Source organism: Actinoplanes oblitus, from assembly GCF_030252345.1.
Lineage (GTDB): Bacteria > Actinomycetota > Actinomycetes > Mycobacteriales > Micromonosporaceae > Actinoplanes > Actinoplanes oblitus.
Map to the genome: position 1 here is coordinate 171,684 of NZ_CP126980.1, position 18,792 is coordinate 190,475.

At 71.4% G+C, this 18,792-nt stretch carries 21 protein-coding genes; 14 read left to right on the top strand and 7 right to left on the bottom strand.

The features are described from left to right. The first annotated feature begins 63 nt into the window (after positions 1-63). From Actob_RS00795 to Actob_RS00810, 4 genes are all read left to right on the top strand, one after another. Complete coding sequence (locus Actob_RS00795; RefSeq protein WP_284917989.1) at positions 64-279, top strand: helix-turn-helix domain-containing protein; 216 nt, start codon at positions 64-66, stop codon at positions 277-279. Between the two features lie 23 nt (positions 280-302). Further along, positions 303-776: a Clp protease N-terminal domain-containing protein gene (locus Actob_RS00800; protein ID WP_284917990.1), complete on the top strand. Its 474-nt coding sequence runs from the start codon at positions 303-305 to the stop codon at positions 774-776. A gap of 80 nt (positions 777-856) precedes the next feature. Next, complete coding sequence (locus tag Actob_RS00805) at positions 857-1,939, top strand: serine hydrolase domain-containing protein (RefSeq protein ID WP_284917992.1); 1,083 nt, start codon at positions 857-859, stop codon at positions 1,937-1,939. Between the two features lie 175 nt (positions 1,940-2,114). After that, the gene (locus tag Actob_RS00810; protein ID WP_284917994.1) at positions 2,115-2,441 is read left to right on the top strand and encodes a LamG-like jellyroll fold domain-containing protein; all 327 of its coding nucleotides are present in this window, start codon (positions 2,115-2,117) and stop codon (positions 2,439-2,441) included. Positions 2,442-2,531: 90 nt separating this feature from the next. Here the strand turns inward: Actob_RS00810 and Actob_RS00815 are convergent, their stop codons facing one another. From Actob_RS00815 to Actob_RS00825, 3 genes are all read right to left on the bottom strand, one after another. Further along, positions 2,532-3,563 carry a hypothetical protein gene (locus Actob_RS00815; protein ID WP_284917995.1) on the bottom strand — a complete coding sequence of 344 codons (1,032 nt, stop codon included), beginning with the start codon at positions 3,561-3,563 and terminating at the stop codon, positions 2,532-2,534. Beyond that, positions 3,560-3,919, bottom strand: a complete 360-nt coding sequence (locus tag Actob_RS00820) for a PadR family transcriptional regulator (protein WP_284917996.1) — start codon at positions 3,917-3,919, stop codon at positions 3,560-3,562. The genes Actob_RS00815 and Actob_RS00820 overlap by 4 nt, the downstream gene beginning before the upstream one ends. 880 nt (positions 3,920-4,799) lie before the next feature. Further along, the gene (locus Actob_RS00825; RefSeq protein ID WP_284917997.1) at positions 4,800-5,594 is read right to left on the bottom strand and encodes a L,D-transpeptidase family protein; all 795 of its coding nucleotides are present in this window, start codon (positions 5,592-5,594) and stop codon (positions 4,800-4,802) included. Between the two features lie 142 nt (positions 5,595-5,736). On the opposite strand from Actob_RS00825, the gene Actob_RS00830 reads away from it, so the two are divergent. Continuing rightward, positions 5,737-6,354, top strand: a complete 618-nt coding sequence (locus tag Actob_RS00830; RefSeq protein WP_284917998.1) for a CGNR zinc finger domain-containing protein — start codon at positions 5,737-5,739, stop codon at positions 6,352-6,354. 173 nt (positions 6,355-6,527) lie between these two features. Then, positions 6,528-7,304, top strand: a complete 777-nt coding sequence (locus Actob_RS00835; RefSeq protein WP_284918000.1) for a zf-HC2 domain-containing protein — start codon at positions 6,528-6,530, stop codon at positions 7,302-7,304. Positions 7,305-7,458: 154 nt separating this feature from the next. Here Actob_RS00835 and Actob_RS00840 read toward each other — a convergent pair whose 3' ends face one another. The 3 genes from Actob_RS00840 to Actob_RS00850 form a co-directional block, all read right to left on the bottom strand. Beyond that, a complete protein-coding gene (locus Actob_RS00840) occupies positions 7,459-7,689 on the bottom strand; it encodes a hypothetical protein (protein ID WP_284918001.1) in 231 nt (76 codons plus the stop codon). Positions 7,690-7,751: 62 nt separating this feature from the next. After that, a complete protein-coding gene (gene mscL / locus Actob_RS00845; RefSeq protein WP_284922198.1) occupies positions 7,752-8,240 on the bottom strand; it encodes a large conductance mechanosensitive channel protein MscL in 489 nt (162 codons plus the stop codon). A 106-nt stretch (positions 8,241-8,346) separates the two neighbouring features. Beyond that, complete coding sequence (locus Actob_RS00850) at positions 8,347-8,700, bottom strand: STAS domain-containing protein (RefSeq protein WP_185038677.1); 354 nt, start codon at positions 8,698-8,700, stop codon at positions 8,347-8,349. A 167-nt stretch (positions 8,701-8,867) separates the two neighbouring features. On the opposite strand from Actob_RS00850, the gene Actob_RS00855 reads away from it, so the two are divergent. From Actob_RS00855 to ppk2, 7 genes are all read left to right on the top strand, one after another. Beyond that, a complete protein-coding gene (locus Actob_RS00855; RefSeq protein WP_284918002.1) occupies positions 8,868-9,725 on the top strand; it encodes an STAS domain-containing protein in 858 nt (285 codons plus the stop codon). 1 nt (position 9,726) lies between these two features. Further along, positions 9,727-10,149: an STAS domain-containing protein gene (locus tag Actob_RS00860; RefSeq protein WP_284918003.1), complete on the top strand. Its 423-nt coding sequence runs from the start codon at positions 9,727-9,729 to the stop codon at positions 10,147-10,149. Beyond that, on the top strand, positions 10,146-10,550 hold the full coding sequence (locus Actob_RS00865) for an anti-sigma regulatory factor (RefSeq protein WP_284918004.1): 405 nt from the start codon (positions 10,146-10,148) through the stop codon (positions 10,548-10,550). Before Actob_RS00860 ends, Actob_RS00865 begins: the two co-directional genes overlap by 4 nt. Next, a complete protein-coding gene (locus Actob_RS00870) occupies positions 10,547-11,578 on the top strand; it encodes a SpoIIE family protein phosphatase (RefSeq protein ID WP_284918005.1) in 1,032 nt (343 codons plus the stop codon). The genes Actob_RS00865 and Actob_RS00870 overlap by 4 nt, the downstream gene beginning before the upstream one ends. Continuing rightward, entirely contained in the window at positions 11,575-12,924 is a 1,350-nt protein-coding gene (locus Actob_RS00875; RefSeq protein WP_284918006.1) for a sensor histidine kinase, read from the top strand. The genes Actob_RS00870 and Actob_RS00875 overlap by 4 nt, the downstream gene beginning before the upstream one ends. Next, positions 12,921-14,498: a SpoIIE family protein phosphatase gene (locus Actob_RS00880; RefSeq protein ID WP_284918007.1), complete on the top strand. Its 1,578-nt coding sequence runs from the start codon at positions 12,921-12,923 to the stop codon at positions 14,496-14,498. The genes Actob_RS00875 and Actob_RS00880 overlap by 4 nt, the downstream gene beginning before the upstream one ends. A 67-nt stretch (positions 14,499-14,565) precedes the next feature. Next, complete coding sequence (gene ppk2, locus Actob_RS00885) at positions 14,566-15,372, top strand: polyphosphate kinase 2 (RefSeq protein ID WP_284918008.1); 807 nt, start codon at positions 14,566-14,568, stop codon at positions 15,370-15,372. A gap of 49 nt (positions 15,373-15,421) precedes the next feature. Here ppk2 and Actob_RS00890 read toward each other — a convergent pair whose 3' ends face one another. Further along, positions 15,422-17,506, bottom strand: coding sequence for a S9 family peptidase (locus tag Actob_RS00890; protein ID WP_284918009.1), 2,085 nt, complete (start codon positions 17,504-17,506; stop codon positions 15,422-15,424). A 135-nt stretch (positions 17,507-17,641) separates the two neighbouring features. Here Actob_RS00890 and Actob_RS00895 point away from each other — a divergent pair, with 135 nt between their 5' ends. Beyond that, positions 17,642-18,769 carry an FAD-binding oxidoreductase gene (locus Actob_RS00895; RefSeq protein WP_284918011.1) on the top strand — a complete coding sequence of 376 codons (1,128 nt, stop codon included), beginning with the start codon at positions 17,642-17,644 and terminating at the stop codon, positions 18,767-18,769. The last annotated feature ends 23 nt before the right edge of the window (positions 18,770-18,792 follow it).

Below are 18,792 nucleotides of genomic sequence, written 5' to 3' on the forward strand. Positions count from 1 at the left end.
CAGCCCTGCCTTGATCATCAACTTTTGTTGACGGCGATCTTGCTATCAACTAAAGTTGATGACATGGTCGAGTTCCCATCACCGGAGGATCCGGAGGCCGCGCTCGCTGCCGTCGTGGCGCTGCGACGTCTCGCCAACCAGCTGGAGCGCGACGCGGTCGAGCACGCGCTGCGGCAGGGATGGACGTGGGCCCACATCGGTCAGGCACTCGGCATCAGCGCCCAAGCCGCCCACAAGAAGCTCGCCCAGAAGGTCGCACAGGAGAGAGACGCCAAGTGAAGCTTCCTCGTCCCATCCAGGACATGCGCACCATCAAGACGCTGCTCACCGCGGCGGAGTCCGAGGCGCAGCGCGCCGGTGACGACCTGCCCGGCCCGGAGCATCTCCTGCTGGCCGCGTTCGACCTGCCCGACGGCACGGCGCGGCTCGCGTTCGAGCGGGCCGGGGCCGACCCGGCCGGGTTCCGGGCGGCGGTCAACGACGCGCACCGGCAGGCGATCCATGACCTCGGCGTGCAGGTCACCGGCTCGGACCGGGCGCTTCCCGAGGCTGCCCCGGCCACCGGGCCCTATCGGCTGACCGCGCCCGGCCAGGAGGTCTTCCAAGCCGCGGTGCGGCTGGCGAAGGAGAGCCCACGGTCGCCGCTGCGCGGTGCGCATGTCGTCGCCGCGATCGGCGGGCAGGAACGCGGCACCGTGACCCGGGCGCTGCGCACACTCGGCGTCGACCGCGCCGCGCTGGCCACCGCCGCCGGCGAGGTCCTCACCGAGCGGTGAGCTCGGCCTCCCGGGCCGCTCGGAGGACGGCGCGGACGCCATCCCGGCCAGACCGGAGAATCCTGACGGAAGGACATTTCATGAAACACCGTCTCCTGGCCGTCGCCATGGTCGGGATCCTCGGCGCCGGCGGGTGCGAGACGACATCGACATCCGAGGCGGCCCCGGCGACGTCCACCGCCGCCGACCGCCCCGGCCAGAGCGACCGGCTCCTGGCGCAAGCGTTGAAGGCCGACCAGCCCGGCTGCTCCGCCGCTGTCGGGTCCGACGGCACGGTCGTCTGGTCCGGCGCCCGCGGCGTCGCCGACATCGCCACCGGACGGCCGCTCACGACCACGTCGGTCTTCGACATCGCCTCGGTCTCGAAACAGTTCACCGCCACCGCGGTCCTCCTTCTCGCCGGTGCCGGCGAGCTGGCCCTGACCGATCCGGTCAGCAAGTACGTGCCGGGCCTGCCGGAGTGGGCCCGGACCGTTACCGTCGACCACCTCTTGCACCACACCAGCGGCATCGCTGACTACACGCATCTGCTCACCGCCGCCGGTCACGCCCTCACCGAGCCCGCGACGCAGCGGCAGGCCCTGGACGCGATCGCCGGGGCACCCCGGCCCTCCCCAGGCGCGTTCGCCTACTCCAACTCCAACTACGTGCTGCTCGCCGAAGTGGTGGCGGCCGCCTCCGGCCAACCGCTGCCACAGTTCCTTCAGGCACGGGTCTTCCGCCCGCTGCGGCTGGCGATGACGCTGGCACCCGCGGCACACGGCCCGCAGACCGCGGTGCCGTACACCATGCTGCCGGACCGCACATGGCAGCCGGCCGGATCCGCATGGACCCAGATCGGCGACGGGTCGATCCAGACCACCCCGAGTGAACTGGTGCGCTGGGCCGACAACTACCGCACCGCGGCCGTCGGCGGCGACGCCCTCCGCCGGGCGCGACTCGACCGCGCCGTCCCGACCGGCCTGCCCGACGGGTCGAAATACGGGGCGGGGATCACCGTCCACCCGGACGGCACCCTGAGCCATGAGGGCGGCTGGGCCGGCTACGCGACCCTGTTCGGCATCACCGCCGACCGCCACACCGCCATCGCTGTCAGCTGCAACGCCGCCGAAGCCGACATCGCCGCCGTGGCCACCGGCCTGCGTGACATCTGGACCCGCTGACCAGCAGCACGTCCGGTTCCGCCGGCCGGCACCGCGTCCGGCTCCGTCGGCCTGGCCCCCTTCCGGACCGCCGACCGGCACGGTTTTCCGGCCCGCCGACGTGCGTCACGCCTTATGGTGCACCCCACGGATTCCCGGTACGGCACCGAACCGCCCCGCTCCTAAGAGGTTCGAGGTGCGCGACGCCGGCGAGACCAGCAACGCGTGGATCGCCTCGCGGACCACCGCGGTCTTCGGGGCCTGGGTGCACCTGGCCGGCGTGTACGACGCGGAAGACAACACCATCGAGCTCTACGTCAACGGCGTCAGCCAGGGCACCCAGACCGCGCTGCCGGGCTGGGCGGCGGACCGGAACCTGAACATCGGCCAGGCCACCTGGCACAGCGGGCGAGTTCGCCGGATACCGCTGGAGCGTGAACACGTCGAGCTCCGGCACGTACGACGTCAGCCGCCGCCCGATCGCCGCCGCCCGCCTCCTCTGACGGTGGAGCGGCAGCCCTGATACCGCATCGCCCGGAACGCGGCCGCCACGGTGACGGGCGACTCGGTGCCACCGACCTGACGACCTCACCCTGCGAGGAACACCCGCTCCTCAGTCGACGACGCGGCGGCGGCGGGAGAGCCGCACAACCTGGCCGGTGACCAGAGGTAGCAGGACGCCGGTGACCAGAGCCCCGAGCATCCCGGCGAGACATACCCGCAACTCGTTCGAGCCCACCGCCCGGACGGCGGCCCGGGCGAGCGGCTCCACGCCGTAGAGGCGCATCGTCTCCATCAGGGTGATCGGGGTGAGCAGGATCAGCAGGGTCCAGGCACCGCGGGCACGGCCGTTGATCGCGTCCCCCAGCGCGACCGCAACCCCGGCCGCCAGCACCGCCATGGCGGTCAGGTGCAGCACGTACGTGGTCGGCGTGAGATAGCCGCAACAGAGGTGGTAGCCCCAGGTCGACGTCTCCCAGATGCTGCCGACCGGCTCCGATCCGCCGAGGATCGGAGCCGGCAGGTGCGCCCCGGCCGCCAAGACGGCGGCGACGGTGACGCCGAGTGGAAGCAGCCGGACCGGCCACGACGGGGAACGCGGCGCGGCGAGGGCCAGGGCGCTCAGCGCGAACAGCGGGATCAGCAGGTAAGCCGGCATTGCCACCACGGGCATGCCGATCGCGGCGCGGGTCAGCAGCACCCCGGTGACCAGCAGCACCGCGACGACACCGGCGATGCGGGCGAACCGGCCCGGACGGGCGGCGAAGGCCAGCACGGACACCAGGCAGCCGAGGTAGGCGAGCGCGGCCGGGGTCCGGAACGGACCCACCGGGAGGTCGACCGAACTGGGCCAGAGATGCTGGATCTCCACGGTGGCCAGGTAGTAGACGGAGATGGCACCGAGCGCGGCCAGGGCGATCACCGCAGCCGCGGGCAGCCCGTCGGCGACGCCGCTGAGCCCGGCGGCGCGCAGGCGTTCACGCAGTCCGCCACGGATCAGGTCGACGGCGTCGGACGGGCGCGGCCGGCTGCGGTTACCCGCCATCTCGAGGTAGAGATCCACCAGTTCGTCGCCACGCTCCCGCCGGTAGCGGCCGGGATAGGCGAACATCAGGCGGCGGTATGCGGTGCTCAGGTCGCTCATGCGAAGCCCACCGCCGTCCGCGGGGCCGGCGCGATCCCGCCGAGACCGCGCAGCTTGGCGGTGGCCGCCTCGACGTGCCGGCGCATCCGCTCGGTCTCGGCCCGCAAGGCGCGCTCGCCGTCTGGTGTGATCCGGTAGTAGCGGCGCAGGCGTCCGTCGACGACCTCCTCCCGGTCGCGGGCGACCAGGCCGTCGTCGGCGAGCCGGTCCAGCGCGCCGTAGAGGGTGCCGGGTTTGAGGGCGACACGTCCGTCGGACAGCCCGTCCACCTCGGTGATCAGACCGTAACCATGCCGGGGCTCGTCGGCCAGGGCGGTCAGGATCAGGAACGTCGGTTCCCGCATGGGGTACGTCATGATTGCCACTATATATCGTTCACGAAGATATGCCCGCGTCGGCCGGCCTGCTCGGCCGGGCACGCGAGCTGACACATAGCACGGGAGATGACCGCCAGGCTGGTCCGGGCTGCGCCGATCTAGGCCGCCTGGCCCGGTCCGGGTGGCTTGCGCTTCGCGCTTCGGGTACGCGTGACGGTCGCCCCGGAAGGCACCCGGTCGGGGTAAGCGGGTCGTCGGGGCGGGGCGGACGAACGGTCTTGTGGCGCACTCTTGGGTGTGTATTCGCTGGTCAGGTTGGCATTGGCGTGCAAGGGTCAGTGCGGCGTGACGTGGTGGGATGGGGCCCGCCCGGCACGTTCGGGAACGGAGTGTTGTGGTGACTGGGTGGGATGACGAACAGCTGCGAGCCGGGTTCCGGTCGATGATGTTGCTGGCTGCGCTGGTGGATCGGGGTGGGCGGCCGGCGGGGGTGTCGCCGACCGTGCGGCTGCTTCCGGGGGAGAAGCAGTACGGGTGGTTCCCGGCGGACGTGGCCGGGGACGGGCGCCGAGTGGTGGCGATCACCGATCAGCGGATCATGGTGGGGGAGCGGCAGTGGTCGCTCCGGGTGCTGACCGAGGTGCTCAGCGAGCCGGCGGACTGGGCGGTCACGCTGCGGATGCGGGGGCGGCGGGAGCCGTTGACGCTGAGCGGGCCGTGGGTACCGTGGCTGGGTGTGGTGCTCTGCGCGGAGTTGTACAGCGCGGCGTTCCCGCCCGAGGAGGCGACGATCCCGCCGGTTCTTCCGCGGGGCGAAACGGTCCTCCCGCACCGGGATGGTGCTCCCGCGGCCGGGGAAACGGCCTTCCCGCGGGGCGGGGTGGGGCGGCTGCTGCCGGGGCCCCGGATGCCGGCGCGGTCAGTAGACCCAGACCTTGGTCTTCAGGGGCAGCGCGTCGTTCTTCCACATCCAGTTCATCGCGGCGATCGACACCCGGGCGCAGCCGTGTGAGGCGGCGTAGGGCGGAACGCTGGTCGCCCCGTGCACGGCGATCCCGCCGTTGAAGTATTTCGGCCGCCAGAGCAGGCCCAGCGGGGCGTGCCGCCAGCCGTCGATCTGCCGGCTGACCTTGAACTTGCCGCGCGGGGTGTCGGCCAGATGGGTCTCACCCTCCGACTCGTAGTACTCGTTCGAACCTGTCGAGGTGTTGAAGACCTGGGTGATCCGCCCGTCCTGGACCAGCATGAGCAGCTGCCGCTTCAGGTCGATCTCGACGGTCCGGCCGCTGGTCGACCTCGCTTTCGGTAGCACGCCGGCATCCAGCGCCTTACGGGTTTTCGGGCCGACCGTGCCGTCCCGGCCGATCCCGGCGGCCTTCTGCAAGGCGAAGATCGCCTGCTGGGTGGTCCCGCCGAACTTGCCGTCGGCCTTGCCGTTCCAATAGCCCAATGCGGTCAGCCGCTGCTGCAGGGCCAGCACATCGGCGCCTTTGGCGCCGACCTTCAGCTTGCGCGCCGGCGCCACGGGGGTGGACGGCGCGGCGGAGGAGGGCGGTGCGGAGGGTGCGGCGGTCCCGGTGGGCCCGCTCGAGGAGATTTCCGGTACGGCGGAGGACGTGCCCTGCGCGGTCGGCGAGCCGGAGTCGGAGTCGCAGCCGGCGGCCAGGGTCAGCGTGGTCATCGCGGCGACCGTGAACGCCAGAACTCTCCGCACGGGGCCTCCCTCGTCATCAGCCGGGTCAGTGTAGTGACCTATTTACAACCGTCCACCGATCATCTCGGATCGTCCACCCGCCCGGGTGGTGACCGGGACCGGGGGACGACGGGGGTGAAAAAGAGTCAAGTAGTCTTCGGCTATGTCGTGGAAGGCGAGCGCCCGGCACGGCGTGCGGGAGGCGCCCGGGGGCTTCGCCCTCATCCAGGAGTTGCTGAACACTCGCGCGGCGATGTCGTACGGGCCGGACCTGCTGGGCACGGTGGAGGACGCCCAGTGGTGGGTGACCGACGCGCTGGGTGCCTGGTCCCGGGTGTCCGGCCTGCCCGCCCCGACGCTGCTGCTCTCCGCCGGTGACCTGCGGTCGCTGCGCCGGCTGCGGTCGGCGTTCGAGCAGGTGGTGCTGGCCGGGTCGAACCAGGAGCCGCCCGGGGCGCTGCCGCCCGCCGACGTCGCGGTCAGCCTGGCACCGGACGCGGCCGGCTGGGTGCGGGTGGTGCCGACCGGCCGGGGCACCCGGTGGCTGGCCTCCGCACTCTGGGCCGAGGCGCTGCTCGCACAACAGGCCGGGGTCTGGCCGCGGCTCAAGCTGTGCCACAACACGGTCTGCCGGGCGGCGTTCTTCGACACCTCGCGAAACAACAGCGGTGTCTGGCACGACGTCAGCACCTGCGGCAACACGGCGAACCTGCGAGCGTTCCGGGAGCGGCGGCGCCTGCTCGGCCACAGCCAGGAGTTGCCGGTCGGCCCCGAGCAATAAGGCCGGCGCTCAGGAGGTGCGGATGCCTGAAGCCGGAGCGCTGAGGGGGCGCGGGTGCGGACGGCGGGGGCGTTGCGAGGCGCGGGCCCATGAAGGCCGGCGCGCGATCGGCGCGGGTGCCGCCGGGGAAAGACGGCGGGAACCATTGGCGCAGCTCGCGCGACTATGGATGCATGGCGTGTGAGCGGTGGCGCGAGATGCTGTCGGCGCAACTGGACGGCGAGGACGACCCGGTGACCCGGCCGCTGGTCGACGAGCACCTGGCCGGCTGCGCGGGATGCCGGGCCTGGCTGGACGCGGCCGCGGCGGTGAACCGGCTGACGCGTACCGGAAAAGTCCCTGACGTGCCGGATCTCAGTGCCGCCATCCTGGCCGCCCGGCCGGCGGCGCCGGCCAAGGCGCCGCGGCGCCGCCTGCCGCTCGCCGCGCTGCTGTATGTCGCGCTGGCGCTGGTCGGGGCGGTGCAGATCATCCTGGGGCTGGCGCAGATCGGTGGGGCGTCCAGCGCCGGGCACGTGCATCTGGGGCTGTCCGCCGCGCCCGGGCACCTGTGGAACGAGTCGGCCGCGTGGAATGCCGCGGTGGGCACGGGATACCTCTTCATCGCGCTGCGGCGGACCCGGCCGGTCGGGCTGGTGCCGATGCTCACCGCGTTCGTCGGGATGCTGCTGCTGCTTTCGGTCAACGACCTGACCGGGGGCCGGGTGGACGTCGCGCGGCTGGTCGGTCACGGCTTCGTGATCGTGGGCTATCTGCTGGTGGTGGCGCTGTCCCGGGGCGCCGGCGGGTCGGTGCGGCCACCCGGGGCGCGGGCCGGGGCCGGGTGGCGTTTCGACGGAGCGGCCGGCGAGGAGACCGAGGCGCCGGGGACGCGACGGCCGGGGCTACGGGTGGTGCCGCCAGCCGGGCCGCTCACCGCTCGGGACTCCCGCGGCGATCGCGCGGCCTGAACGGAAGGTTTCGCAGGTCAGCGGGTGGATCGTGGCGCATCGAAGGCCCACCCTCCCAAGGGGGCAGCCCCCGCAAGCAGTATGGCGGAAATCCGTGGAGGCTTTCGCGTGCCCTGTGGGCAAGTCCCTGGTGTGGAAAACGCGGTGGACCCGGTCAGCGGGGCGGGCGGACGGAGAGCTCCCGCCACTCGTCCGGGCCGTTCAGCAGGGCACGGACCATGTCGAGGGCGGCGTCCTCGCTGTCGTACTCAAAGAAGTGCGAGGCGCCGTCGGAGCCGCCGGCGCGCTGCTCGACGTACCACTGGTCGCCGTTGGTGCGGAGGTAGACGTCCTTCCGGGCGAGACGTCCCCATTTACCGTTCCACCAGTGCTTACGCTGCTCCATCCCGGCACTGTATCGAACATCTGTTCGAACCGTGCCGGGAGGGCGGATCTTTTCCGACTGTTTTAGCGCGGGGGCTCCTGGCGGCGCTGCAGGATGTCGTCGACCGCGCTGCCGTAGACGTTGCCCTGCTGGGCGTGCCGGCCGTCCCGCGACTGGGCGACCAGCGCGTCCCGGATCTCGGTGAGCAGCTTGACCTCTTCACTGGGCGCCTTCGGCGGCGGCTCCTCGCCACGGCGGCGCCGCTCGGCCAGCGCGTTGAGCGGGAAGACGACCAAGAAGTACAGCGTGATCGCGGTGAGCAAGAAGGTGATCAGCGCGTTGACGAAGGCGATCACGTCGAACGGGATGCCGTGGAGCGAGGGAGTGCTTGAGGGGTCTCCCTTGAGACCATCCTTGCCGATGATCAGCACGGTGATCAGACGGATCAGCGGCTCCAGGAAGGACTTGGTGAACTGGGTGATCACGCTGGTGAACGCGGCACCGATCACCACACCCACGGCAAGGTCGACGACATTGCCGCGCATGATGAAGTCTTTGAAGCCTTGGAACATTTTCTTCACGGGCGCTCCCGGGGGGCCGAGGTCAATCCGGCAACGAGTTCCCGTCACCGGTCGGCGACAAACTACGCCGACCGGAACGTCCGTCGAATGTCAGGCGTCAGTCGAGCGCAGGCTCCTGCGCGCTGACCGCCTCGTCCACCGTCGGGTACGTGTGCAGCACCTCGACCAGACCGCTCACCTCGAGGATGCGCAGCACGCCCCGCTGCGGCGCGGCCAGCCGGACGGTGCCGCCGGCATCGTCGGTGCTGTTCTTGGCCCGGACGAAAACGGACAGGCCGGTGGAGTCGCAGAACGAGACCTCGGCCAGATCGAAGACCAGCCTGGTCCGGCCTTTCTCCAGCAGGTCGCTGATCTGGTCCTGCAGTTGCGGGGCGGTGGCCATGTCGAGCTCACCGGCCACCGACACGACGACCATGTCGCCGCGCTGTTCGGTCTGCACCGTCAAGGACATTCGGGGACCCTTCTGTTATTGCTGAACGGTACTCCAAGTACCGGGGGATGTGCGCGGTGGGACGAGGGCCTTGACCTCGCCCGTTAGTTGGTCTACAGCAATTAACGGACATCCTGATGGTAAAGTCCGGCCGTTGCGCACGGATCGTGTGGTTGGGGGAGGCAGCGGTGGCGCTGAGTCCGGACGAGTCGGGTCGCTTCGCGAACCTGCTCAAGGAGCACGCCGACGGGCTGGTGGCCCGGTGGGCGGAGCTGGTCGGAGTCAGCCTTCAGGGCCGAATGACCCGGCCGGAGCTGGAGCGACAGACCCGGGAATTGCAGAAAGGTTTTCAGCAGGCGCTCGCCGCGGGTGCTCAGGACCTCGCTGACGAGGAGGCCGGTGAGCTGCGCGCTCATCTCAGCGAGCTGTCCAACAACCGGGCCCGGCAGGGTTTCTCGGCCACCGAGACCGCGGTCAGCGTGTTCACGCTGAAGGACGTGGTCCTCGAGGTGCTCGGCGACCAGACCGACGCGCGGACCCTGCGGGACTACGTGTCCTTCGCCGCCTTCGTCGACCGGGCCGCGCTGTTCACCTTCGACAGCTACGTCCGGGTGCGCGAGTCGCTGATCGCCGACCAGGCCGAGCAGCTGCTGGAGCTCTCCACCCCGGTGGTGAAGCTGTGGGAGGGCGTGGTGGCCGTCCCGCTGGTCGGCACCCTCGACTCGGCCCGCGCCCAGGTGGTGATGGAGCGGCTGCTGCAGACCCTCGTCGACACCGGCTCGCCGTACGCGATCATCGACATCACCGGCGTCCCGGCGGTCGACACCCAGGTGGCCCAGCACATCCTGAAGACCGTGGTGGCCGCCCGCCTGATGGGTGCCGACTGCATCATCTCCGGTATCCGCCCGCAGATCGCGCAGACCATCGTCGCGCTCGGCATCGAGTTCGGCGACATCGCCACCAAGTCCTCGCTGGCCGACGCGCTGCGCTACGTCCTGGGCAAGAACAGCTACCGGGTGGTCGGCGCCAAGCGGACGGAGCGCTGACGTGGAGCGCGTCCCGGTCCTGAAGATCGGCGACTTCCTGCTGGTCTCCATCCAGATCGACATGGAGGACCAGACCGCCCTCCAGCTCCAGGAGGACCTGGCCGAGAAGATCGTCGTCACCGGCTGCCACGGTGTGATCATCGACATCAGCGCGCTGGACATCGTCGACTCGTTCGTCGGCCGGACGCTGGCCACCATCGCGTCGGTCTCCCGGGTGCTGGACGCCGAGACAGTGGTGGTCGGCATGCGCCCGGCGGTGGCGATCACCCTGGTCGAGCTGGGCCTCTCGCTGCCGGGGATCCGGACCGCGCTCAACGTCGAGCTGGCCATCGAGATGCTGGCACGCACCCGCACCGAGGCGGAGATGCTGCTCGGTGACGACGACGAGGACGAGGCCGACCAGGCAGCGGTAACCACGCCGTGAACGAGGAGAGCCGGCGGATCCCGGTCGCCACCGACCAGGACGTGGTCCGTGTCCGGCAGTTGGTGCGGACGGTCGCGGTGGAGGCCAAGCTCTCCCTGGTCGACCAGACCAAGCTGGTCACCGCGGCCAGCGAGCTGGCCCGCAACACCCTGGTCTACGGCGGTGGCGGCACCGTCGAGGTGAGCCGGGTGCGCAACGAGATCCGGGCCGGCATCCGGATTGTTTTCGCCGATCAGGGGCCGGGTATCGCCGACCTGGAGCTGGCCCTCACCGATGGGTACACCACCGGTGGCGGGCTCGGTCTGGGACTCAGCGGCGCACGCCGGCTGGTCGACGAGTTCGCCATCGAGACCGCGCCCGGCGCGGGGACGACGATCACCGTGACCAAGTGGTGTCGATGACTGAAGGAGCGGTGGTGTCCGTACCCGAAGGACTCCTCGACGAGGGAGTCTGGTTCCGGGTGGAGGCCGCCGGGACAGCCGCCGCGGTACGCCGTGCCGCGGAACGGCTGGCCAGTGAGCTCGCCATGCCGGAGCAACGCATAGCGGAACTCTCCATCGTCGCCGCCGAGATGGCCGGCAACCTGGTCAAGCACGCCCTGCAGGGCACCATCCTGGTTCGCGCGGTCCGCGTCGAGGCGCAGGCCGGCGTCGAACTGATCGCCATCGACAGCGGCCCGGGGATGCCCGACGTGCCGCACTCGCTCGGCGACGGGCACTCCACCGCCGGCACCCTGGGCATCGGGCTGGGTGCGATCCAGCGCCAGGCCAGCCGCTGGGACCTGCACTCGCTGCCGGGCCGCGGGACGGTGCTGGTCGTCCAGGTCTGGCCGGGCTCGCTGCCGGCGGTGCCCTGGGCGGCCGGGCTGACCAGGCCGATCACCGGGGAGACGGTGAGCGGCGACGCGGTGGCCGCCCGGGAGACCGACGGCCGCCGGCAGCTGCTGGTCTGTGACGGGCTGGGGCACGGCGGACTGGCCGCGGCCGCCTCGCGGGAGGCGGTACGAGTGTTCCGGCAGACCGCCGCCGCGCCGCCGGCGATGGTGGTGGAGGCGCTGCATCGCGCGCTCGGGCACACCCGCGGCGCGGCCCTCGCCGTCGCCGAGCTCGACCAGGCGGCCGGCCTGGTCCGGTACGCCGGGCTGGGCAACATCGTCGGCACCGTGTTCGACACGGTCGGCGGGCGGCGCGGCATGATCTCGATGCCCGGCATCGCCGGTCACCAGCGCCGGCGGATCCGGGAGTACGACTATCCCCTGCCTCCCGGAGGGATAGTGGTGATGCACTCGGACGGCGTGGTGGACCGCTGGAATCCGGCGGAGTACCCCGGACTGCTGACCCGCTCGCCCGAGGTGATCGCCGGTACCGTGTTGCGCGACGCCGGTACCCGCCGGGACGACGCCGGCGTTATCGTGGCCCGGTTGCGATGAGCGCGCCCGAGCCTCTCATGCGCATGCGCCTGCGGGTCGAGCAGGACATCTTCTCGATCCGTCAGCTGGGCCGGGAGGTGGCCCGCGCGGTCGGCATGGAGTCGCAGGACCAGACCCGGGTGGCCACCGCGCTGAGTGAGGTGGGCCGGGTGCTGCTCGCCGAGGGGCCGGACGCGGACGTGACGTTCACGGCGGACCCGCACGGGGTACCCAGTCTCCAGGTGACAATGGCACACTCGGCGACCGGCGGCGCAGCCCGGCTGGCCGAGCAGTTGCAGCAGGTCGGCCGCCTGGTCGACATGATGGAGGTCGACGATGGTGGTCCCGGCACGACGGTCCGGATGGCGCGGCGCCTCCCTCCCGGCGCGCCAGTACTGACCCGGACGCGGATGGACGAGATTCGTGCCGGGCTGGCTCAGCACGTGCCGGGCAGCCCGCTGGACGAGTTGGCGGTGCAGAACCAGCAGCTCATCGCGGCCCTGGACGAGGTGCGCGCGCAACGCGACGATCTGGCCCGGCTGAACGCTGAGCTGGAGGAGACCAACCGCGGCGTGATGGCGCTCTATCACCAGCTCTCCGACGAGCTGGAGGAGACCAACCGCGGCGTGGTCGCGCTCTACGCCGAGCTGGACGAGAAATCGGTGCAGCTGCGCACGGCCAGTGAGGCGAAGAGCCGGTTCCTGGCGAACGTCAGCCATGAGCTGCGGGCCCCGGTCACCGCGATCATCGGGCTGGGCCGGTTGCTGGTCGACTCTTCCTCGGACGAGCTGACCGAGGAGCAGGCCCGGCAGGTGGAGCTGATCCGCACCTCGGCGAGCGACCTGCTGACCCTGGTCAACGGCCTGCTCGACCTGGCCAAGGCGGAGGCCGGCCGGATCGAGCCGAACTGGTCCGAGGTCGACCTCAAGGCGATGTTCGGCCAGCTCCGTGGCACCCTGCGCCCGCTCGCCACCCGGCCCGAGGTGGATTTCGTGGTGGACGAGCCGGCCGTGCCGACGCTGCGCTCCGACGAGGTGCTGCTCGCCCAGGTGCTGCGCAACCTGCTGACCAACGCGCTCAAGTTCACCGAGTCCGGCTCGGTGCGGCTGAGCGTGCGGCGCGCCGGCACCGAGGTGGTCTTCGTGGTCGCGGACACCGGCACCGGCATCCCGCCCGAGCTGCACGAACGCATCTTCGAGGAGTTCTACCAGGTGCCCGGCAGCAAGCCGATCAGCGGCAAGGGCACCGGCCTGGGCCTGCCCTACGCCCGGCGGCTGGCCGGGATCCTGGGTGGCGGCCTGCGGGTCGATTCGGTTCCGGGGGAGGGCAGCACCTTCACGCTCCAGCTGCCGGCCGGGTCGTCATGACCCCTGAGCTGCCGCGCGCCGGAAAACGCGGGCAGGGCCACGGGAAAGCCACCGTCCTGGTCGTCGACGACAGCGCCACCAAGCGTTACCTGCTGGTCAGCTGGCTGACCCGGGCCGGGTTCACCGTGGTGGAGGCGGAGACCGGCGGCGAGGCGCTGCGCAAGCTGGACGCCGCCGCTGTCGACACCGACCTGGTGGTCCTCGACGTCAAGCTGCCGGACATGAGCGGTTTCGACGTCTGCGAGAAGATCAAAACCGATCCCCGGTACGGCGTCCTGCCGGTGATCCACGTGTCCGCGCACGCCGTCGACGTCAACGACCGCACCCAGGGCCTGAACCGGGGCGCGGACGCGTACCTGGTGGAGCCGATCGAGCCGGACGAGCTGATCGCTACCGCGCAGGCCGTGCTGCGGTACTACCGGGCCCGGCAGCGCGCCGAGCTGCTGGCCGAGCGGATGGTCAAGCTGGCCGAGACCACCCTGGCGATCAACTCGGCGTCCACCCTGTCGGCGCTGCTGGAGGCGGCGGCCACCGGCGCGGTGGAGATCTTCGGCGGGCCGGTCGTGGTGGTGGCCGAGACGTCCGAGGGCGAGAGCCTGGCCGCGGCGGGGCCGCCCGCCGCCGTACGCAAATGGGCTGTTCCTCGTCATCGCGTAGCGGTGGGTTCGCTGGTCCGCACCGATGAGCCGGCCGACTGGGACGTCGTCGACTGGCCGGAGGGGGAGACCGTCGCGGTGGCCGCGGCCCGGCTGCGGATCGACCGGCCCCCGGTGTACGTGGCGGTCTCCGGCAGCTCGCAGACGCCCGGTTTCCCGGTGCTGCGGCAGCTGTCCCAGGCGGTGGCGGCCGCGGTGGAGGCGCAGCGGTCGTTCGACGAGGAGCACCGGATCGCCGTCACGCTGCAGCGCAGCCTGCTCCAGTCGAAGCTGCCCGACGTGCCCGGACTCGATCTGGCCGTGCGGTACGAACCGGCCGGCGCGCAGACCGAGGTGGGCGGCGACTTCTACGAGCTGACCGTGCTGGACGGCAAGCTGCTGGTGGCGATCGGGGACGTGGCCGGGCACTCGCTGCACGCCGCCACGGTGATGGCCGAGCTGCGGCACGCGGTCCGCGCCTACGCGGTCGAGGGGCACCCGCCGGGTGCCGTGCTGGAGCTGGCGAACCGGTTCATGCGTACCGTGCTGCCCGCCGACTCGGCCACCCTCTGCCTGCTCACGCTGGACCCGGCCACCGGCAAGATCCGGATGGCGTCGGCCGGCCACCTGCCGCCGCTGTTGCACATCGACGGCGAGGCGCGGTTCGTCTGGCCGCGCGGCGCCCTGCTCGGCCTGGACGCCCCGGTGCGCGGCGAGCTGGAGCTGGAGCTACCGCCCGGCGGGACGCTGGTGCTCTACACCGACGGCCTGATCGAGCGGCGGGACGCCGACATCGACGTCGGGTTGCGGGCCCTGGCGGCCTGCGCGGCCGAGGTGGAGCCGGACCTGGACGCCTTCTGCAGCCGCCTGCTGACTCGCCTGGGCGGCTCGGCGGACCAGGCCGACGACATCGCCGTTGTCGCGCTGCGCCGCGCCTGATCCGGCACCCGGAAAACCCTCCTCCGGGGGTGAGGTGAGCGGGCCGGGACCGGCGTGAGGGTGGGGCATGGCAAAGCACAAGCACGAGGACGGCCCGCTACCGCGGATGCGGGAGAAGGAGTATCAGCACGAACTGCGCCGCCTGCACGGCGAGCTGGTGGCCATGCAGGAGTGGACGAAGACCAGCGGCGCCAAGGTCTGCGTGGTGTTCGAGGGGCGGGACACGGCAGGCAAGGGCGGGGTGATCAAGGCGATCACCGAGCGGGTCAGTCCGCGGGTCTTCCGGGTGGTGGCGCTGCCGGCGCCGAGTGAACGGGAACGGTCGCAGATGTTCCTGCAGCGCTACGTCGCGCACCTGCCCGCCGCCGGCGAGGTGGTCATGTTCGACCGCAGCTGGTACAACCGCGCCGGGGTGGAGCGGGTGCTCGGCTTCTGCCGGCCGGAGCAGACCGAGCAGTTCCTCCGGCAGGTGCCGGGAGTCGAGCGGGCCATGGTCGACTCCGGGATCATCCTGATCAAGTATTGGCTGGAGGTCAGCCAGCAGGAGCAGACCCGTCGGCTGGAGAACCGGATCAACGACCCGCGCAAGGTCTGGAAGCTCTCCGACCTGGACCTCAAGTCGTACAGCCGGTGGTACGACTACTCGCGCGCCCGGGACGAGATGTTCCGGACCACCGACACGGCCTGGGCACCCTGGTATGTCGCGCACACCGACGACAAGAAGCGCGGCCGGCTCAACATCATCAGTCACCTGCTGAGCAGCGTGCCGTACGAGCCGCTCAAGCACCGCGAGGTGAGCCTGCCCAAGCAGCGCAAGGCCGGTGGGTACCGCGAGCCGGAGCGGCCCCCGCACCGGATCCCCGAGCCCTTCTGAACGATGCCCGGCAGGCGATGGTCGCACCAGCGCCTGCCGGAAGCGATCGCTAGGCGCCCGCGGCGCCGATGGTGTCGAGGACCCAGGCCAGGTTGAAGGCCTCCTCCCGCCACGAGTCGTAACGACCGCTCGGGCCGGCGTGCCCGGCGCCCATCTCGGTCTTGAGCAGGAACTGCCCCTCCGGAACCGTGGCGCGCAGCCGGGCGATCCACTTGGCCGGCTCGTGATAGAGCACCCGGGTGTCGTTGAGGCTGGTCACCGCGAGGATCTTGGAGTAGGGCAGCTTCGCGACGTTCTCATACGGGCTGTACGACTTCATGTACGCGTACACCTCGGCCGACTCGAGCGGGTTGCCCCACTCCTCCCACTCGGTGACGGTCAGCGGCAGCGACGGGTCGAGGATCGAGGTCAGCGGATCGACGAAGGGCACCTCGGCGAGGATGCCGGCGAACGTCTCCGGAGCCAGGTTGGCCACCGCGCCCATCAGCAGGCCGCCGGCCGAGCCGCCCCGGGCGACCAGGCGGTCGGCGCTGGTCCAGCGGTTGCGGATGAGCGCCTCGGCGCACGCCACGAAGTCGGTGAAGGTGTTCCGCTTGGCCAGCATCTTGCCGTCCTCGTACCACCGGCGGCCCATCTCGCCGCCGCCGCGGACGTGCGCGACGGCGAAGACCACGCCCCGGTCCAGCAGGGACAGCCGGGCGATGGAGAAGTACGGGTCGATGCTGTGCTCGTAGGAGCCGTAGCCGTAGATCACGGCCGGCGCCGAGCCGTCGCGCGCGACGCCCTTGCGGGCCACGATCGAGATCGGCACCCGGGTGCCGTCAGGTGCGTGCGCCCACTCGCGGAACTGCTCGTAGTCGGCCGGGTCGTAGCCGCCGAGGACGGGTTTCCGCTTGCGCAGCGTCATGGTGCGGGTGACCAGGTCGACGTCGTAGACCGAGTCGGGCGTGACCAGTGAGGTGTAGGTGATCCGGACCGACGCGGTGTCGTACTCCGGGTTGCCGCTGAGGCCGACGCTGTAGAGCGGCTCGGGGAACTCCATGTCGTAGGTGTCGGTGCTGCCGTCGCACATCACCCGCAGCCCGGTCAGCCCGTCCCGGCGCAGCGAGATCACGATGTGCCGGGCGAACGCGTCGACCGACTCCAGCCGGGTGCCGGGCTGGTGCGGGATCAGCTCGACCCACTCGCCCGGCGCGTCAACGGAGGTGTAGGCCAGGGCGAAGTCCTCGGCGTCCCGGTTGTGCAGGATCAGGAAGCGGTGACCGTGGTGCTCGATCTGGTACTCCACGCCCTGCCGCCGCTCGGCGATCAGGATCGGCTCGACGTCCGGGGTGTCGGCCGGGATCACGCGTACCTCAGAAGTGATCTTGCTTTGCGCGTCGATCACGATGAACTTCTCGCTGCGGGTGAGCTCGACGCCGACCCAGAAGCGCTCGTCGGTCTCCTGGTGGACGACGACGTCGTCGGCAGCCGGTCGGCCGATCACGTGCCGGTGCACCCGGTCGGGGCGCCACGCCTCGTCGACGGTGATGTAGAAGAGCATGCTGCCGTCGGCCGACCAGGCGCTGCCGTAGAACGTGTCCGGGATCTCGTCGGCCAGCACCTCGCCGCTGCGCAGGTCCTTGACCCGCAGCGTGAACCGCTCGTCACCGGCGAAGTCGGTGGAGTAGGCCAGCCAGTTGCCGTCCGGGCTGACATCGAACGTGCCGAGCGCGAAGAAGTCCTTCCCCTCGGCCAGCAGGTTCCCGTCGAGCAGCACCTCCTCGCCGGGGCGCGCGTCGCCCATCGGCGGGTCGGTCTCGCCCGGGCGGACCGGGACGCGGCAGTGGATGCCGTACTGCTTGCCCTCCTCGGTGCGGGTGTAATACCAGTACCCACCCTTGCGGCTGGGCACCGACAGGTCGGTCTCCTGGGTCCGGCCCTTGATCTCCTGGAAGACCTTTTCCCGCAGCTCGGCGAGGTGTGCCGTGGCGGCGTCGGTCCAGGCGTTCTCCGCCTCGAGATAGGCGATCGTGGCCGGGTCCTCTTTGTTCATCAACCAGGCGTACTCATCGGTGACGGTGTCACCGTGGTGGGTGCGCTCGGACGGGGCCTGGCGAGCCGTCGGTGGACCGGCGGGCGTTTCGATCGTCACCTGGGACACGTTACCGGCGGATCGGTCCGGATTGAGTTTCTTACACACGCGGACTCCACTCATTCGAACATGTGTACGATGTGCCAGAGTGGACGATCTTCAGGGATCTCGATCTGCGGTCTGGGGGCTTCGGACGTGACTGATTCCCTTCTCGATGCGCTCGTGGACATCTGCGGGCCCGGTTTCGCGCGCCCCGCCCGGTCGGTCGACCGGGTGGGCGGGCAGCGCGCCGGGTTCGTCGCTGTCCCGGCCACCGGCCGGTCCGCCGCGGCCACGCTGCGGCTCGCGGCGGAGCGTGGGCTGAGTGTCCGGGTGCGGGGCTCCGGCAGCAAGATCGATTGGGGGGTGCCACCGGCCGGGCTGGACCTGATCGTCGACACCGGCCGGCTCAACGGGATGTGGGACCACCACGGCGCCACCGCCACCATCGCGGCCGGCACCCCGGTCGCGGCCGCCCAGGCCGCCCTGGCGCTGCGCGGCCGGCGGCTGGCCGTCGACCCGCCGTCGTCCCGGGCCACCGTCGGCGGGATGCTCGCGGTCAACGAGTCCGGGCCGCTCGCGCACCGGTTCGGCAGCCCGGCACACCAGACCGAGCGGGTGACCTACGCCCAGGCCACCGGCGCCGAGGCGGAGTCCGACGGCGAGGACGGCCGCCCCGGCATCGCCGAGATCGAGGGCGTGCTCACCGCGGCGGTGCTGCGGACCGAGCCGCTGCCCGAGGCGCGCCGCTGGCTGGCCCGGGCGGTGACCACCCCGGCCGCGGTGGCCGAGCTGGTCGAGCAGGCGGTGGCGCAGCGGCTGGAGCCGAGCGCGATCGAGGTCGACCTGCCCGGCTCGGGTGCGGGCGCGGTGGCGGTGCTGCTGGAGGGCGACACCGGCTCGGTGGCCGGCCGCGCGGCGAAACTGGCCCAGGTCTGGGGCGCGGAGACGGACCAGGCGGGGCAGGGCCCGTCCTGGTGGGGCCGCTATCCGTTCGGCCCGCCGGACGTCACGGTCCGGATCTCGGTGCGGCCCGAGGACCTGCCGGCGATCACCTACGCGCTGCGTGACCTGTGCGGGCAGCCGGTGGCCCTGCGCGGCTCGGCCGGCCGCGGCACGGTGCACGCGGTCCTGCCGACCGGGCTGGCCGCCCGCCGGGTGACCGAGATCGTGACCGGCGTCGAGCAGGTGCTGCTCGCCCGCAGCGGCCGGATCGTGGTGGTCTCGGCGCCGCCGGCCCTGGCCGCCCAGCTGGAGATGGCCGAGCCCCGCGACCTGTTCTGAGCCGTGTCCGGAGTCCGGCGGAG